The sequence below is a fragment of the Microbacterium sp. NPDC086615 genome (assembly GCF_040686055.1).
GTDB lineage: Bacteria > Actinomycetota > Actinomycetes > Actinomycetales > Microbacteriaceae > Microbacterium.
The window spans coordinates 127,202-143,453 of sequence record NZ_JBFBJJ010000007.1 but is presented as its reverse complement, the minus strand read 5'-3'; the positions used below and the strand labels follow the sequence as shown (position 1 = coordinate 143,453).

General features: G+C 68.8%; 18 protein-coding genes. 6 read left to right on the top strand and 12 right to left on the bottom strand.

All coding sequences use genetic code 11. The annotated features are described in order from the left end of the window. Positions 1-6 precede the first annotated feature (6 nt). Positions 7-558: a GNAT family N-acetyltransferase gene (locus AB0O24_RS09295; RefSeq protein WP_363374334.1), complete on the top strand. Its 552-nt coding sequence runs from the start codon at positions 7-9 to the stop codon at positions 556-558. A 58-nt stretch (positions 559-616) separates the two neighbouring features. On the opposite strand, the gene AB0O24_RS09290 is transcribed toward AB0O24_RS09295, so the two are convergent. After that, entirely contained in the window at positions 617-1,165 is a 549-nt protein-coding gene (locus AB0O24_RS09290; RefSeq protein ID WP_275800679.1) for a MarR family transcriptional regulator, read from the bottom strand. Between the two features lie 59 nt (positions 1,166-1,224). Between AB0O24_RS09290 and AB0O24_RS09285 the strand changes: the two genes are divergently transcribed. Both AB0O24_RS09285 and AB0O24_RS09280 read left to right on the top strand, forming a co-directional pair. Next, positions 1,225-2,862 (top strand): DHA2 family efflux MFS transporter permease subunit, encoded by a 1,638-nt coding sequence (locus AB0O24_RS09285; RefSeq protein WP_275800677.1) that lies wholly within the window; start codon positions 1,225-1,227, stop codon positions 2,860-2,862. Next, complete coding sequence (locus AB0O24_RS09280) at positions 2,859-4,058, top strand: FAD-dependent monooxygenase (RefSeq protein ID WP_307385134.1); 1,200 nt, start codon at positions 2,859-2,861, stop codon at positions 4,056-4,058. Before AB0O24_RS09285 ends, AB0O24_RS09280 begins: the two co-directional genes overlap by 4 nt. Before the next feature lie 114 nt (positions 4,059-4,172). On the opposite strand, the gene AB0O24_RS09275 is transcribed toward AB0O24_RS09280, so the two are convergent. Next, complete coding sequence (locus AB0O24_RS09275) at positions 4,173-4,952, bottom strand: hypothetical protein (protein WP_275800673.1); 780 nt, start codon at positions 4,950-4,952, stop codon at positions 4,173-4,175. A gap of 107 nt (positions 4,953-5,059) precedes the next feature. Here AB0O24_RS09275 and AB0O24_RS09270 point away from each other — a divergent pair, with 107 nt between their 5' ends. Next, positions 5,060-5,551: a YajQ family cyclic di-GMP-binding protein gene (locus tag AB0O24_RS09270; RefSeq protein ID WP_013585459.1), complete on the top strand. Its 492-nt coding sequence runs from the start codon at positions 5,060-5,062 to the stop codon at positions 5,549-5,551. Positions 5,552-5,779: 228 nt separating this feature from the next. Here AB0O24_RS09270 and AB0O24_RS09265 read toward each other — a convergent pair whose 3' ends face one another. Then, on the bottom strand, positions 5,780-6,106 hold the full coding sequence (locus AB0O24_RS09265) for a hypothetical protein (RefSeq protein ID WP_275800671.1): 327 nt from the start codon (positions 6,104-6,106) through the stop codon (positions 5,780-5,782). Between the two features lie 504 nt (positions 6,107-6,610). Here AB0O24_RS09265 and AB0O24_RS09260 point away from each other — a divergent pair. After that, positions 6,611-7,252, top strand: a complete 642-nt coding sequence (locus AB0O24_RS09260; protein WP_275800669.1) for a dihydrofolate reductase family protein — start codon at positions 6,611-6,613, stop codon at positions 7,250-7,252. On the opposite strand, the gene AB0O24_RS09255 is transcribed toward AB0O24_RS09260, so the two are convergent. After that, the gene (locus AB0O24_RS09255) at positions 7,249-7,545 is read right to left on the bottom strand and encodes a hypothetical protein (protein WP_363374328.1); all 297 of its coding nucleotides are present in this window, start codon (positions 7,543-7,545) and stop codon (positions 7,249-7,251) included. The genes AB0O24_RS09260 and AB0O24_RS09255 overlap by 4 nt on opposite strands. A gap of 51 nt (positions 7,546-7,596) precedes the next feature. Here AB0O24_RS09255 and AB0O24_RS09250 point away from each other — a divergent pair, with 51 nt between their 5' ends. Continuing rightward, entirely contained in the window at positions 7,597-7,737 is a 141-nt protein-coding gene (locus AB0O24_RS09250) for a hypothetical protein (protein ID WP_363374325.1), read from the top strand. Positions 7,738-7,746: 9 nt separating this feature from the next. Here the strand turns inward: AB0O24_RS09250 and arr are convergent, their stop codons facing one another. The 8 genes from arr to AB0O24_RS09210 all read right to left on the bottom strand — a co-directional run bounded on the left by arr (position 7,747) and on the right by AB0O24_RS09210 (position 16,148). Further along, entirely contained in the window at positions 7,747-8,154 is a 408-nt protein-coding gene (gene arr / locus AB0O24_RS09245) for an NAD(+)--rifampin ADP-ribosyltransferase (protein ID WP_363374322.1), read from the bottom strand. Positions 8,155-8,192: 38 nt separating this feature from the next. Then, complete coding sequence (locus tag AB0O24_RS09240) at positions 8,193-8,972, bottom strand: SGNH/GDSL hydrolase family protein (RefSeq protein WP_363374319.1); 780 nt, start codon at positions 8,970-8,972, stop codon at positions 8,193-8,195. Beyond that, positions 8,969-10,666, bottom strand: coding sequence for an AMP-binding protein (locus tag AB0O24_RS09235; RefSeq protein WP_363374316.1), 1,698 nt, complete (start codon positions 10,664-10,666; stop codon positions 8,969-8,971). Before AB0O24_RS09235 ends, AB0O24_RS09240 begins: the two co-directional genes overlap by 4 nt. A 20-nt stretch (positions 10,667-10,686) precedes the next feature. Then, positions 10,687-11,649, bottom strand: a complete 963-nt coding sequence (locus AB0O24_RS09230; protein ID WP_363374313.1) for an alpha/beta hydrolase — start codon at positions 11,647-11,649, stop codon at positions 10,687-10,689. Positions 11,650-11,792: 143 nt separating this feature from the next. After that, complete coding sequence (gene ugpC, locus AB0O24_RS09225) at positions 11,793-13,061, bottom strand: sn-glycerol-3-phosphate ABC transporter ATP-binding protein UgpC (RefSeq protein WP_363374310.1); 1,269 nt, start codon at positions 13,059-13,061, stop codon at positions 11,793-11,795. Between the two features lie 11 nt (positions 13,062-13,072). Further along, positions 13,073-13,921: a carbohydrate ABC transporter permease gene (locus tag AB0O24_RS09220; protein WP_363374307.1), complete on the bottom strand. Its 849-nt coding sequence runs from the start codon at positions 13,919-13,921 to the stop codon at positions 13,073-13,075. Further along, on the bottom strand, positions 13,921-14,886 hold the full coding sequence (locus tag AB0O24_RS09215) for a sugar ABC transporter permease (protein WP_275800655.1): 966 nt from the start codon (positions 14,884-14,886) through the stop codon (positions 13,921-13,923). Before AB0O24_RS09215 ends, AB0O24_RS09220 begins: the two co-directional genes overlap by 1 nt. After that, entirely contained in the window at positions 14,883-16,148 is a 1,266-nt protein-coding gene (locus tag AB0O24_RS09210; RefSeq protein WP_363374304.1) for an extracellular solute-binding protein, read from the bottom strand. Before AB0O24_RS09210 ends, AB0O24_RS09215 begins: the two co-directional genes overlap by 4 nt. Positions 16,149-16,252: the final 104 nt, after the last annotated feature.

The following is a 16,252-nucleotide window of genomic DNA, read 5'->3' as shown; positions in this document are numbered from 1 at the left end:
GCGGCGATGACGCCGTTCTCGCTGCGCACCGCACGCCTGGTCCTGAATCAGCCCACGCTCGCCGACGTCGACGACATCGCCCGGTACTGCGCCGACCCGGTCTTCGAGCAGTACATGACCACCCCGTGGCCGTACACCCGCGACGACGCGATCGGATTCATCGAGGGGTACGTCGCCGACGGCTGGGCCGAGGACCGCGAGTGGACCTGGGCGATCCGGGATTCGGATGCCGGACCCTTGCTCGGCGTGATCGGCGTCCGCGTCCCGTGGGGCATGGTCGGCTACTGGCTCGGGGCCGAGCACCGTGGTCGCGGCATCATGCCGGAGGCGCTCGGAGCCGTGATCGACGCCACCTTCGCGCGCGTCGACATCGAGCGGATGCTCTGGGAGTGCGTCGTCGGCAACATCGCGTCGATGCGGGTGGCCGAGAAGTGCGGGTTCCGCTACACGGGGGCACAGCCCGGGCAGGTGCGGGCGCGAGACGGCGAGCAGTCGGCATCCTGGACCGGCGTCCTCGGACGCGACGACAACCGCTCCCCGAAGCCCGGGTGGCCGTAGGTCGTTTCGCCGAACGTCGAACAGGAGGTGGGTTCGCGAGCGTCTTCGACGACTCGTCCTAGCCTGCCCGGCCGTCGGAGACGTAATCGTCGGTGGCGTCGCGCAGCGTCGTCAGCAGTGCCGAGAACTCGGCGAGGAACGAAGGAGAGTGCGCGGCGAGGAGGGCGTCGATGCGCTGCCCGAGCGGCTCGAAGAACTCCTCGGCGAGCCGCTGCACCTCGGGGGTCGAGTGCAGTGTCACGACTCGACGATCGGTGTGTGTGCGGCTGCGGGCGACGTGACCGACTGCTTCGAGCCGATTCAAGAGGGTCGAGGTCGCACCGAAACTGAGGCCGATCCGGTCGCTCAGCTTCGCGGGCGAGAGCGGCGTGCCGCGCTCTTCGGCCCCGAGGATCTCGATCATCGCCGCCGCATCGGTGGAGTGCAGTCCCGCGTGAGCGGCGAACGCCCGGGCGACCTGTGCATACGTCGCTCCGTAGGCGCGGAGCGCCTCCGTGACCGCCTCCGTGACCGACCCCGGAACCGGGTCCGGGGTCAGGGGAGCGTGGGGTTCGCCCACATCGGCCTCCCGTCCTGACGTGCCGTGGTCGGACTTGCAGGTTATCACTTCCTCAAGTTATTCTTCCGAGCAATTATTTGACCATGAAAGTACTAAGGGAGATCGCGATGACACTGTCCGAGAACGCGCGCCGCTGGGTGGGCCTGATCGCCGTGGCCCTCGGTGTCGCCCTGATCGTCGTGGACACGACGATCGTCAACGTCATCACCCCCTCGGTGATCGATGACCTGGGCATCGATTCGAGCCAAGCTCAGTGGATCCAGGAGTCGTACGCGATCGTCTTCGCCGCGCTGCTGCTCGTCGTCGGCCGCATCTCCGACCTTCGTGGCGCGAAGACGGTGTTCCTCACCGGCGTCGTCGTCTTCGGCCTCACGAGCCTGCTCGCGGGTCTCGCGCCCACGGGCGACATCTTGATCCTCGCCCGTTTCCTGCAGGGCATCGGCGCCGCCGCCGTCCTGCCGACCTCGCTCGCGCTGCTCAACGCGATGTTCACCGGCGCCGCGCGCGGTAAGGCGTTCGCGGTGTGGGGCTCGACGATCGGCGCCGCCACGGCGCTCGGCCCCGTGCTCGGAGGATGGCTCTCCGAGCACGCCTCGTGGCGATGGGCATTCGGCATCAACATCCCCCTCACGATCGTCATTCTCGTCATCGGCGCCCTGTTCCTCGTTCAGCCTGCCCGCTCCCGTGGTGGTGTCGACGGCCTCAGCGCCGCTCTCTCGGTCATCGGACTCGGCTTGCTTGCCTTCGGACTCGTCGAGGGCCGCGTCTACGGCTGGATCCTCAGTGAGAACACTCTCGACCTGTTCGGCTTCCGCTGGGACTCCGGCCTGTCACCCGTCTTCATCGCGCTCGTCGTGTCCGCCTTCTTCCTCTCCTTGTTCGTCTGGCGGCAGGCGCGACTCAGCCGCCCGGGCAGCCGCCACCGGCCGCTCATGGACACACGCCTGTTCTCGATCGCGTCCTTCCGCAACGGCAACATCGCCACCCTCATCATCGGGCTCGGCGAGTTCGGGATCATCGCGGTGCTTCCCCTCTGGCTGCAGTTCACGCTCGGATACTCCCCTCTGCAGGCGGGGCTCGCGCTCGTACCAATCGCGATAGGCAGCTTCGTCGCCAGCGGGATCAGCTTCCCCCTCGCGAACCGGGTCAGCGCACTGACCTTCGTGCGACTCGGGTTGGTGCTGGAAGTGCTCGGCCTCGCGGGCCTCGGCCTTGTCGCGGCCTTCACCGAGGCGTCCTGGCCGTTCGTCTCCGTCGTCCTCTTCTTCTACGGCGTGGGCGTCGGGTTCGCGACCGCACAGGTCACCAACGTCGTACTCGCCGATGTGCCCAGTGACGAAGGCGGGCAGAGCTCGGGCATCCAGAGCACCTTCCGTCAGCTCGGTTCCGCGCTCGGAATCGCAGCCCTCACGACCGTCTTCTTCTCCTCGCTCAGCCGGACCCTCGAGGGCAAACTGGAAGACAGTGGACTGGCCCCCACCGACGCGAAGGACTTCGCCGATGCGGTGACCGACAGCGCCGGTGCGGCGATCGCGCCGATCGGCCAGGTGCCGGGCCTCGAGAACGTGGCGGCCCTGGCACGTCAGGCGATGACGGATGCCGTCGCCTTCGGCGCCTTCGTCGCCGCCGGGTTCCTCGTCATCGGCGTCATCGCCACATTCCTCATCCCTTCCCGCCCGGTGAGTGCCGAGGCGTCCGAGCAACCCGCGTCCGGGGCGACGGCCACGACGGAGGTGACACGATGACCGCGCGGAGACGAGTCCTCATCAGCGGCGCGAGCATCGCGGGACCGACGCTCGCCTTCTGGATGGACCGCGCGGGATGGGACGTCACCGTGATCGAGCGCGCGCCCGAGCTTCGCACGGGCGGGCAGAACATCGACATCCGCGGGGCCGGGCGCGAGGTGGCGCGCCGCATGGGGGTGGAGGAGGCGATCCGCGCCCGGAACACGCACGAGGTGGGGACGCGGTTCATCGGGGGCCGCGGGCAGACCGTGGCGAGCTTCCCGGCGGGGCGCGACGACACCGGTGGCGCGACAGCGGAGCTCGAAATCCTCCGCGGCGAGCTGTCGCGCGTTCTGTTCGACCTCATCGCCGATCGTGTCGTCTTCCGCTTCGGCACGACGATCCGCTCACTCGATGATCGCGCCACCGACAGCCAGGTCGGATTCGACGACGGGAGCGACGAGCTCTTCGACCTCGTCGTGATCGCCGAGGGGATGCGTTCCCGTACCCGCAGATTGGTCTTCCCCGGCATCGATCCGATCGTTTCGAAGAACATGTCGACCGCGTACCTGACGATCCCCCGCACGCCCGACGACACCGACTGGTGGCGGTGGTACTCGGCCGTGGGCGGGCGCAGCGTGACCCTGCGGCCCGACAACCTCGGCACGATCCGCGCCACGCTGTCGTACCCGACCCGCGGCGACGAGCGGACTGATACAGGCGACGACACCGCCGGAGATGTGCGGGCCGGGCTGCGCGAGCGGTTCGCGGATGCCGGGTGGGAGGCTTCGCGCGTGCTGCGCGAAATGACCGACACTGACGAGCTCTACCTCGACCGGGTCGGGCAAGTGCACCTCGACACCTGGCACCGCGGCAGGGTCGCGCTCGTCGGTGACGCGGCTTACTGCGCCTCCCCGCTCAGCGGCATGGGAACGACCCTGTCGCTCGTGGGTGCGTACGTCTTGGCCGGCGAACTCGGGCGCAGCAACGACGTCGACACGGCCCTCCAACGCTACGAGGACGTCCTCCGCCCCTTCGTCGAGCGCGCCCAGGATCTGCCTCCCGGTACACCGCGGCTCGCGAACCCGCGCTCTCGCGCCGGGATCGCCATCTTCCACGGCGTGCTGCGAGCGGCCGCGTCGCGCGCCGGTCGGCGCGTGACCGCGGGGCTGTTCCGCCCTCCTGCCGACACTTTCGAGCTGCCCGACTACGAGTGAGCCGTGCGACGGCAACGCTGAACCACGGCGATGGGAGACGACGGCGGATCACCCGACGCGACGCCCCCTCGAGGCTCACCCGCACGGCACCCGAGAGTGTCACGGAAACACGCTCTACCCGCCCGGGCAGTCACACGGATTGCCGCTGTAGCAGGCGCAGTATCCCGGCTCGGGGGTGTCCTCGGGCTCGGGCTCGTTGCGGAGGACGCTGTGATACCCGGTGCTGGTGCTCAGCACGACGACGAGTTCCGGAGCGCGCGCGTGGACCAGGGCCGCATCGACGCGTTGATCCGTGATCTTCTCGCCGTCGCCCTCGGCGTACGTGAAGAAAGTCCCCCTGTCGAAGCCCGCCGCGGAGCGGACCGCGACCCCCATGCTGCGTCCGTCCGCGCAGACGGCGGTCCCGCCGGGCAGGTCGTCGACGGAGTACGGGTCGCCGTTGGCGTTGTGCCCCGGCACCCCGTACATCTGCCAGTACTGGGCGGTCATGTCGAAGGCGGCCTCGTCGGGCACGCACCCGATGTCGCCGAGACGGGCGCGGTATCCGGCGATGAGCGCGGCAGGATCGGCGGTGTCGGTCGACACGACCCGGGTGGTGACGTGTCCGCACGACCAGTAGTACCGGTCGAAGGGACCCCAGGGTGCGCTGTACGACCCGCGCTTGCAGTAGTCCTGCACGCCCGTCGAGATGACCTCACCCATTGCGGCCGCGGCCAGCAACTCGTCTTCCGCGCCGGCGGCTGCGGTGCGAGCGGCGACGACCTCGGGATCCTGCGCTCCCGAGGGCGGCGCGTGGCCGGATCCGGACGCGCACGCCGAGAGCGGCAGCAGCGCCCCCACCGCGATGAGGGAGAGCAGTACGGCGCGGAAGCGGGGGACGCGTCGTCGTGACATGGCCCGAGGCTAGGGCTCACCCCATACGTCACCCGGTATGCGTGGCTCTCATCGTCGTCGGGCACAAGTCCCCGAGGCCTGATTTTCCGCGGTTGTAAACTCGTGGGATGGCAAGCGACAGCTCATTCGACATCGTCTCGAAAATCGATCGACAGGAAGCCGACAACGCCCTGAACCAGGCTCACAAAGAAGTTGAGCAGCGGTACGACTTCAAAGGCACCGACGCGTCGATCGCCTGGAGCGGCGAATCGATCGTCATCAAAGCGAACTCCGAAGAGCGCGCGAACGCCGTGCTCGACGTCTTCCAGACCAAGCTCATCAAGCGCGGCATCTCGCTGAAGAGCCTCGAGAGCGGCGAGCCGGTGCAGAGCGGCAAGGAGTACCGCATCACCTCCACGCTCAAGGAAGGCATCTCGCAGGAGATCGCGAAGAAGATCGGCAAGATTATTCGCGACGAGGGCCCCAAGGGCGTGAAGTCGCAGATCCAGGGCGACGAACTGCGCGTCCAGTCGAAGTCGCGCGACGACCTGCAAGAGGTTCAGCGCCTGCTGAAGGCCGCCGACCTCGACGTGGATCTGCAGTTCACGAACTACCGGTAAGAAGTCGCGCTGACCCGGGCTTTCCGCCCGGAGCCCGCGGACAGTCCGCGAGAGCGGCGAAGGAGATCATGAGGTCCGCCGTCGCCGCTCGCGTCGTGTCCTCCACGGACGGCCACAGGTGGGCGTACGTGTTCAGCGTGAACGACGACTGCAGCCGCGGCGGATGCCACGTCGCATCTCGTGCCCGCGAGCAGCGAGGTCGGCAGGTGAATGTGCCGAGCAGCGAGCTCAGACGAGTGCGTCCGTGCGTTCCTGCAGGTACGCGCACAGCCGCCCCGCGGCCGTGACTTCTTCGCCGAGACCGATGAGATCGAGCGATGTGCCCGTCAGCTCGTCGGTGCGCTCGGTGAGGGTGGCCGCCCACTTGCCGTTCGCGTTGAGTTGGAGGTAAACGGCCGCAGGCGCGTACTTCAGATAGACAAGAACGATCCCCGGGCCCTCCTGCGTAGGATCGCCGTGCGCGACCACTCGAGCCGGCGTGGCAGCGATGTGCTCGTCGTAGTGATGAACCCACGACGTCATATCGGCGAGAGTCGGACTGTCTCGCGGGGTCATGCCTCCATGGTAGTTGGACGCGGTGCAGCATGCGTAGCGGTGCCGACCAGCTCTGCGCGCAGGTCCACCCCGGAAGCCGCCAGCTCGCCACCGCCGGGTACTGCCCGATTCGGCGACTCGCGCGGGGGCACGGAGCCGCTCGGTCTAGCCGTGTTTCGCCAGGAAGAGGCTGAGCGAGATCTCCCGCGTATCGGACCAGCCGCGGCGAGCGCGGACGAGAGTAAAACCCTCGCCGCGAAGCGCCTCCGCGTGGTCGGCGGTGAGAGCCTGCCGATCGATCTTCTCCCACCCGCCCGGCATTCGGTACGCGTGGGTGACAGTGCGTGGGCGAGACATCGGTGCTCCTGAACGGTCAGATCGTGCGGGGAGCGCTGCGTCGTCGAAGCGAGTAAGGGATCCACCGTACGGCGGAGCATGGCCGATGTCTGTCCCCCTTTCGGCGGGGAAGCGCCACCGGCGTACGATTCACGCATCACCACTGACCCGTTCCGCAAAGGGGAAGCCATGGCCGTCCGCGTCGATCTGAACATCTCGCTCGATGGGGTGGCGGCACCCGCCGATCAGACCGCCGAGAATCCCATGGGCGAGGACTGGGGCCGGCTCGTCGAGGACTACATGGCGACGCGGACGTTCCGCGCCCGCGTCTTCGGCGACACCTCGGGCGCCGGCACCACCGGGGTCGACGACCGCTACGCCGCGGCGTACTTCGAGGGCATCGGCGCCGAGGTGATGGGGGCGGCCATGTTCGGACTCCACTCGTTCCCCGACGACCCCGACTGGCGCGGTTGGTGGGGCGACGAGCCGCCGTTCCGCGTTCCCGTCCTCGTTCTCACCCACCGGGAGCGCGCGCCGATCACCTTCGACAACGGGACGCGATTCGAATTCACGTCAGAGGACATCGCGGATGCCGTGGCCCGGGCGCGCGAACTCGCCGACGACGCGGACGTCCGGATCGGCGGTGGGCTGTCGACCGTTCGGTCCGCGCTCGAGGCCGACCTGGTCGACCGCCTGCACGTCGCCGTCCGCCCGGTGATCCTCGGACAGGGCGACCGCCTGTGGGACGGTCTGCGCGGCCTCGACCAGCGCTACACCGTGACGTCGGAGGTCGCCGAGAGCGGCGTCATTCACGTCACCTACGCCCGTTAGAACGGGGCGTCGGACGTCAGCACCCGCGTCACGCGGATGACGAACAGACCGAGCGACGTCACGAGCATGAGCGTCGCCACGATTCCGGCGGCGAGTACGACCCACCGGAGCGTCCCGGGGCGGAGCACTCCCCGGATGGCGAAGAACACCGCCGCTCCCGCGCACGCGATCATGATCAGGTAGTCGATCACCCCGCCGGTGAGCGTGAAGAACGCCACGACCGAGAGAACCGCCAGCACCAGCGCCACGATGTGGAGTGTCCGTGCGTCGGCGGGGCGAGGGGCGTCCGGCATCCCCCGAGCCTATCGACCCTCTCTCGCGCCACCGCGCGTAGCCTGAGTGTCATGCGTCAGCGCACTCCCGACCCGCGCCGGTGCCCCACGTGCGGAGACCCCCTGTCGTTCGAGATCCTCGACGACGAACGCTTCCTCGTCGCGTGGTCGTGCGCGAACTGCGGATTGATCCGCACGACCGAGCCGGCCTGAACCGCGCGGTCAGTTGATGATCTCGGCGTTCTCGTCGCGCATCTCGGTCAGGCGTCGTCGCCACGTCTCAAGCGCCTCGGGGGTCAGGCGGGTCCAGTCGTCGCGCTCGGCGACGATCCGCAACGGTGCGGCGCTGCGGAACGACCGCGTGGGGTTGCCGGGGAACTTCTTGTCGGTGACGTTCGGGTCGTCCTCGAACTCCCCCGTCGGCTCGACCTCGTACACGCGCGGAGGCCCGTCCCCCGGAATGATCTCGGCGGCCAGCCCCGCCCCGTCGAGGCGCGAGGTGAAGTACACGTGGTTCATCACGATCTCGGGGCGGTAGTTCGATCGGAAGCCCGGGGTCAAGAGGTCACCGACCCGCAGGGCGGCTTTCGTTCCGTGGAAGAAGGGGCCGGCATCCAGGATCTCGCTCACCACGCGATTCTCGGCACCCGACGAGCCGGGCGCAACCGTCAGCGCGCGAGGACGCCCAGAACGGCGTCCGCGATCGCTCGGTGTCCCGCGTCATTCGGGTGGAAGTCGTCCCCCGGCCCGGCGAAGGTGTCCCGGCCGTCGGGTCCGTGCAGCTCGGGCAGGGCGAAGAGACCCGCGAGCGAGACGTATCGCCCCGCGTTCGCCGCGCAGACGCGCGCGATCGTCTCGTCGTAGGCCGCGCCGTCGGCGGTCCAGGTGCCGAGGCAGACCAGGGCAGCGTCCGGCGACGACGTTCGGATCCGCCCCAGCAGATCGCCGTACTGCGCTTCGAAGTCCGCGAGCGGGGTCGGGATGCCGACATCGTTGGTCCCCAGTTCGATCACCGCCAGATCGAGGTCGGGCGGGACCTCGGTTACACCCGCGACCGTCGAGAGGGTTTGATGAGCGCGCGACACCGTCGTCGGCGTGACACGCCCCAACGCTCCTGTGACGAGGGACGAGAAGCCCTGCGCCTCGGTGGAGGCGAAGAATGCGGCCGCGAGCGAGTCACCCGTGACGAGCACGCGCGCGTTCCCCTTCGCGTCGCGCGGGATCCGCAACAGCCCGGAGGTCGACGTGGACGGCGTCGGGGACGACGTCGGCGTCACCGACGGCGAGGGACGCGGCGACGAGGTGCGCGTGGGCGTCACCGACGGCGACGTCGCGGATGCGGACGGCATGGCATCCGGTGTCGCCCCCTGCGAGAGCACGAGCGCCGCGGCGACGACCGCGGCGACGCCGACGAGCGACGCCGCGATGGTCCACGCGCGCCGGGTCATCCCCGGAGCGTGTCGTCGCGCCACTCCACCGGGGTGACCTCGCCGCGCACCGCGGCCTCCTCGCGCTGACGAAGTTCGACGCGGCGGATCTTGCCCGAGATCGTCTTCGGGAGCTCGAGGAACTCGACGCGGCGCAGCCGCTGGAACGGCGCCAGCTTCTCGCGGGCGTAGCGGAGGATGTCGATCGCGACCTCTTCGCCGGCCTCGAACCCCGCGGCGAGCACGACGTAGGCCTTCGGTACCGAGAGACGCAGGTCGTCGGGGGCGGGAACGACGGCCGCTTCGACCACGGCCGGGTGCTCGATGAGGACGCTCTCGAGCTCGAACGGGCTGATCTTGTAGTCCGAGGACTTGAACACGTCGTCGGTGCGACCGATGTAGGTGATCGTGCCGAGGTCGTCGCGGCGCGCCACGTCTCCCGTGTGGAACAGACCGTTCGCGGTGGACTCGTCGTTGCGTTCCGGGTCGCCGACGTAGCCGGTCATGAGGTTGAGCGGCCGCACCGACAGGTCGAGGCAGATCTCGCCCTCGTCGGCTGGCTCTCCGGTCACCGGATCGATCAGCACGACGGGGCAGCCCGGCAGAGGGCGTCCCATCGACCCGGGGACGAGCTGGGCTCCCGGGGTGTTCGCGACCACGGCGGTCATCTCGGTCTGGCCGTAGCCGTCGCGGATGTCGAGGCCCCACGCGCGCTGCACGGTCGCGATGACCTCGGGGTTGAGCGGCTCCCCCGCCGAGACGACCTCGCGCAGCGCCCCTCGCCGCCCGGTGAGGTCGGCCTGGATCAGCATGCGCCACACGGTCGGCGGAGCGCAGAACGTCGTGACCCGGTCGCGCTCGAGCTCGTCGAGCAGACGCTCGGCCGAGAAGCGCGAGTAGTTGAGGGCGAGCACGGTGGCCCCGGCGATCCACGGCGCGAAGAAAAGACTCCACGCGTGCTTCGCCCACCCCGGCGAGCTGATGGCGAGGTGCACGTCGCCGGGTTGGAGGCCCAACCAGTACATCGTCGAGAGGTGCCCCACGGGATACGACGCGTGCGTGTGCTCGACGAGCTTCGGCTTCGACGTGGTCCCCGACGTGAAGTAGAGCAGCAGGCGATCGTCGGCGAGGGTCTCCGGATGCCGCGCGGGGTCCGCCTCGGCGAGGAACGCGTCGTCGTACGCGGCCCATCCCGCGTGCTGACCGCCCACCACGATGCGACCGAGACCTTCGCGCAGGTCGTCGAACTTCTCGGCATCCGATGCCCCGACGATGACGTGGCGGATCTCGGCCCGCTGGATCCGGTCGGCGAGGTCCCCCGCACCGAGAGCGGTCGTGGTCGGCGCGATCACGCCGCCGAGCTTCATGATGCCGAGCATCGCCTCCCACAGCTCGACCTGGTTGCCGAGCATGAGCAGCACCGCGTCTCCGCGACGGACGCCCCGGGATGCCAACCACGCGGCGACCTGGTCCGATCGGCGGGCGAGTTCGTCGAACGTGCGCTGATGGTGAGTGCCGTCGTCGTCGACGACGATCAGGGCGGGAGCGTCGTTTCCCCGCGCCATGGGGTCGAACCAGTCGATCGCCCAGTTGAAAGGTCCCTCGAACCGTGGCCAGGTGAACGCCGCCGCGCGGTCGGGGTCGGTGCGCGCCGCGAGGAGTTCGTCGCGGGCGGCGCGGTAGCGCTCGGTGGCGGGGGCGGCGGGGTGGGTCATGGGGCTCCTTCGATCGCGTTCTACGCTAGACCTCGCACCCAATCCCCCAGCGCCGCGTACGCGGCGTCGCGCGCTTGGGGGGCCGACAGGAACACGTCGTGCAGCGCTCCGTCGATCCGCGCGATCGTGACCGTCCGCCCGATGCGGGTCGCGGCCCGGGCGATGTCGTCGACCACCAGCACCGAGTCGGTCTCGCGCATCGCGTCGTTCCAGCTCAGCGCCACCGTCGATCGGGCGGACAGCAGCACGAGGATCGGACAGCCGACATCGAGACCGGATGCCACCCGCGCGTGGCCCGCGATGATGGCCGCCAGCCATCCCGGATGGGTCGGGAACCCCTGCGCGGGCCGCCAGCCCTCGGGGCTGTCCGGGAGGGTCCCGAGCTCGCGTTGAGCCCGGGTATAGAAGCCGAGGTCGACGACGGGATGCGTGCCAAGCGGATCGAACCGCGCGCGGGCGTTGACGAGCGGGGCGAGGGCCTGCCGTCCGAGCGGGCCGAGCTGCAGCTCTAGCCACGGGCTGTTCAGGATGAGCGCATCGGCCACCCCGGGATGCCGCGCCACCCAGAGCGTCAACGTCAAGCCACCGGTGCTGTGCCCGAGGAGCACGAGCCGTCGCCCCTCGCGCACGGTGGCCATGGCATCCAGCGCCGCGGCGATGTCGGCGTCGTACACGTCGAGAGACGCGACGTATCCGGGCGCGAGGTCGGATCGCAGACTGCGACCGTACTTGCGCAGGTCGAGCGCATAGAACCGTGCGCCGCGGTCGGTGAAGAACCGGGCGAGGTCCGTCTGGAAGAAGTAGTCCGACCATCCGTGCACGTAGAGAACGTCGGTATCGCGCAGCTCACCGAACAGGCGAGCCCCCGCGTGCGGCCGGGCTCGCACGAGCGTGGCGACCACCTCTCCGTCGACATCGTCCCCGAGCGGCAGCGTCTGCTGCTCGAAGCCCTCACCGAGCATGTCCGGATGCCACTCCCCCATCGCCCCAGCCTACGGCGGGGCGCTTAGCGAGACCGCGCAGAACTCCTGAGAAGCCGGCCGAAAGAGCCGGGTAGACGGCGGCTCCGACCCCCGAGGTGCCGCTACTCAGGAGTTCGGCCCGCCCAGCGCGACGCCGACGCCCGTCAGCGCGACGCCGACGCGTCCTCTCGGGCGGCGCGCTCCTTCGCCCGCTCCAGCGCCCGCCTGCGCGCCGCGCGGGCGTCGTCCTCGAGCTTCTCCGCCTTCGACTCGTCACGCGTGAGGTTCACACCCGTCTCGGGGTCGAAGAGGTGCAGTGAATCCGGCGAGAACCACAGGCGCGCCGCGTCTCCCGCGCGGATCGAGCTCATGGCATCCAGTGCCACGACGAGCTCGGTGCGCAGGCTCTCGCCGTCGAGGTCGCGGTCGAGCTCCGACAGCTTGTCCTTCACCGTGGCGTCGGTCTCATAGGGCACATAGGCGTAGAGCACCTCGCCGAGCCACTCGGTCATCTCGATGTCGAGCTCCGCCGTCACACCGCCCGTGAGATCGCGCTCGGTCGAGTCGGCGTCTTCGAACGCGTCGGGTCGGACGCCCACGATCACGAGGTCGCGCCCCTCGACGGCCTTCCGCAGGCGGTCGTCGAGCGGCACGTCCGCGATCGGCAGGCGCAGCGTGTCACCGTCGACGGTCCCGCTGAGGAAGTTCATCGGCGGCGAGCCGATGAAGCCCGCGACGAACAGGTTCACCGGCTGGTCGTACAGGCCGCGGGGGCTGGCGACCTGCTGCAGCTCGCCGCGGCGCAGCACCGCGACGCGGTCGCCGAGGGTCATGGCCTCGGTCTGATCGTGCGTGACGTAGACGGTGGTGATCCCGAGGGAGCGCTGCAGGCGCGCGATCTCGGTGCGCATCTGGCCGCGCAGCTTCGCGTCGAGATTCGACAGTGGCTCGTCGAAAAGGAACGCGCTGGCATTGCGCACGATCGCGCGCCCCATCGCGACACGCTGGCGCTGACCGCCCGAGAGGTTGGCGGGCTTGCGCTCGAGGTGCTCGTCGAGCTCGAGCAGCTTCGACGCCCGGCGCACGCGCTCGTCGATCTCCTTGTCGTCGAGGTCGCTCGACTTCAGCCGCATCGGGAACGCGATGTTCTCGTACACGGTGAGGTGCGGGTACAGCGCGTAGTTCTGGAAGACCATCGCGAGGTTGCGGTCTTTCGGCGCCTTGTCGTTGACGACCTCGTCGGCGATCTTGAGCTCGCCGTCGGAGATGTCCTCAAGGCCGACGATCATGCGCAGCAGCGTCGACTTGCCGCAGCCCGAGGGCCCGACGAGGATCACGAACTCCCCGTCGGCGATGTCGAGATCGACGCCCTTGACCGCGGTAAAACCGTCGTCGTAGGTCTTGACGATCCTGTTGAGAGTGATGGATGCCATGGACTCGCTCCTTAGCCTTTGACGGCGCCCTGCGTGAGACCGGACACGATCCGGCGCTGGAAGATCACGACGACGATGACGATGGGGATGGTGACGACGATGGCCGCTGCCGAGATCGCGCCCGTGGGTTCCTCGAATTGCGAAGCCCCGGTGAAGAACGACAGGGCCGCGGGCACCGGGCGGGCGGCATCCGTCGACGTCAGCGAGATGCCGTAAACGAAGTCGTTCCACGCGATGAAGAACGCGATGATCGCGGTGGTGAAGACACCGGGGGCCGCGAGCGGCACGACGGTCTTGCGGAACGCCTCGAAGGGCGTCGCCCCGTCGACCTGGGCGGCCTGCTCGAGCTCCCACGGGATCTGGCGGAAGAACGCGGCGAGCGTCCAGATCGAGATCGGCAGGGTCAACGACAGGTACGGGATGATCAGGCCGAGCCAGGTGTCGTAGAGGCCGACCACGCGCCACAGGTTGAACAGCGGCGTCACGATCGACACGATCGGGAAGACCGACACCGCGAGCGCCGTGGTGAGGATGATGCGCTTGCCGGGGAAGTCGAGCCGGGCGATCGCGTAGGCGCAGAGGGTGGCGAGCACCACGGCGATGAACGTCGCGATGAGCGAGATGCCGATCGAGTTGCGCAGCGCCGGGAGGAACAGGTCCTGCGCGCTACCGCCCGGGGCGAGGATCGTTGCGTAGTTGTCGAGCGTCCATTCGGTGGGCAGCAGCGTTCCGGAGAAGAGGCCCGCCTGCGTCTTGAACGACGTCATCAGAATCGAGAAGACCGGGAAGAGCGACCACACCAGCACGACCGCGATGATCACGAGCCACATGATCCGCTGGGGCCAGGTCATTGCACGCATCAGGAGTTCCTCCCCGCAGACAGATCCACTTTGAAGCCCTTGATGAAGATGCCGGCGATGATCAGCACACTGAGGAACAGCAGCACCGAGATGGCCGACCCGAGTCCGATCTCGAGGCGCCCGATCGAGGTGTTGTAGGCCAGCAGCGACAGCGCTTCGGTGTCGTTGGCCCCCGCGGTCATGATGAAGATGTTGTCGAAGATGCGGAACGCCTCGAGCGTGCGGAAGAGCACGGCCACCATGATCGCGGCCTTCATGTTCGGCAGAATGACGCGGCGGAGCACCTCCCACCCCGTGGCTCCGTCGACCTTCGCGGCCTCCTCGAGGTCACCGGGCACCTGCGCGAGGCCCGACAGCAGCAGGAGCGAGATGAAGGGCGTGGTCTTCCAGACCTCGCTGAGGATGATGACCGTGAGCGAGGTGCCTTGGTAAGCGAACCAGTTGAGGTTCTCGTCGAACCCGGGGATCCACGACAGCCAGCTGTTGACGTACCCGCCGGAGTTGATGTCGAAGGCGTAGAAGAACGCGAAGGCCGAGACGACGGTGATGATGCCGTAGGGCACGAGGATCGCCGTGCGGGCGAAGCCGCGGAGCTTCTTGATCGCCCGGTGCATCACGAGCGCGAAACCGAAGCCGATGATCAGCTCGAGCAGCACCGTGACGACGGTGATGAAGAGCGTGACGCCCATGGATTGCCAGAACGCCGGGTCGCCGAGGATGACCTGGTAGTTGCGGAACCAGATGAACTCCCGGTCGTCCGGTGCCGTCAGTCGCAGGCTGAAGAGCGAATCCCACAGCGCCTGCACGATCGGATACAGCGTGACCAGGAGCATGATGCCGAACGCGGGGCCCGCGAGCATCCAGCCCAGCCGGGCCTCCGCCCGCGCGCGGTCAGAGCGGCGCTTCTTCTTCGGGGCCTCCGGTTCGGTGTGCCGAGTGGCACGGGTGACGGTGGTGTCGGTCACAGCAGTCGCTCCCCTCTGAGCACCGCGAGGATGAAGTCGGTCGAGGTCTGCGGCGTCGTATCGGGGGTGACGGCGTTCGGTGGATGCCACGTGCGCTGCAGCCCGATGGAGATCTCGTTGTAATACGGCGTCTGCGGTCGGGGCGCGCCCAGCTGCAGCGACTCCGCGATCGTGTCGGCCATCGGGAACCTCTCGTTCACCTCGGCGTCGTCGTACGCGGCGAGGTTCGAGGGCGGGTTGCCGTTGGTGACGAAGTACTGCGCCTGGTTCTCGGGGCTGACGATGCATTTCACGGCCTGCCAGGCCAGGTCGGTGTGCTCGCTGTACGCACCGACGCCGAGGTTGATCCCTCCGACGGGAGGAGCGGCCGGGGTCCCGGCATCCACTCGGGGGTAGACCGCCCAGCCGAGGTCCTCGACGACCTCGGGGGCCGCGCCCTGCATGGCCGGGTAGACGAACGGCCAGTTGACCATGAACGATCCGTTGTCGCCCTGGAAGAGGTTCATGCTCGCGTTCTCGTCGGCCGTCGGCAGACCCGGGCCGCCGAGGTTCGACGAGCCGATACGCCCGATGATCTCGGCCGCCTTCTTGCCCGCGTCGGACTCGAGGCCCAGCTGCATCTCGTCGGGCTTCGCCTCGGGATCCTCGAGGATCTTGCCGCCGCCCGAGGCGACGAGGGCGTTGATCCAGACCGTGAGCGACTCGGCGAGTGCGCCCTGGACGCCGAGCTGCTTGTTCTGGTCTTCCGCGGCCTGCATGATCTGGTCCCACGTGACCGGCTGCGTCATGTCGAGACCGGCGGCCTCGGCGACCGACTTGCGGTACCAGAGCAGCTGCGTGTTGGCCCAGAACGGCACCGTCACGAGCTCCCCGTTCCAGCTGGCCGACTGCACCGCGCCCTCGACGATGCCGTCGGTGTCCTGCAGCTCGTCGGGAACCGGAGCGAGGAATCCGGGCTCGGCGAGCTCAGGGATGAACGGAGGGTCGAGGCTCATGATGTCGAGCGAGCGGTCGCTCGCGGCGAGACGCCGGGCGAGCTGTTCCCGCTGCGAGGCGGCATCGCGCGGCAGCAGCGAGGTCTCGATGCGATACGCGCCGTCGGCGGCTTCGGTGCAGGATGCCGCGATCTCAGCCTGACCGCCGTCGTCGGGGTTGATGTACCAGGTGAGGGTCGGTACCCCGTCGCCCGCGGAACAAGCGCCGAGCATACCGGCGAGGACCACCGCGGACGCCCCGGCCACGATCCGTTTCGTTGTTCGCATCCGGCCCCCTCGCCTCGGTGCGGGCGTCGATGCCCGGCGTCGTGGCTTCCATCCTGACGAGGCGGGGCGAATCCGAGCATCAGGGTTGCCCCCGCCGATCGGGG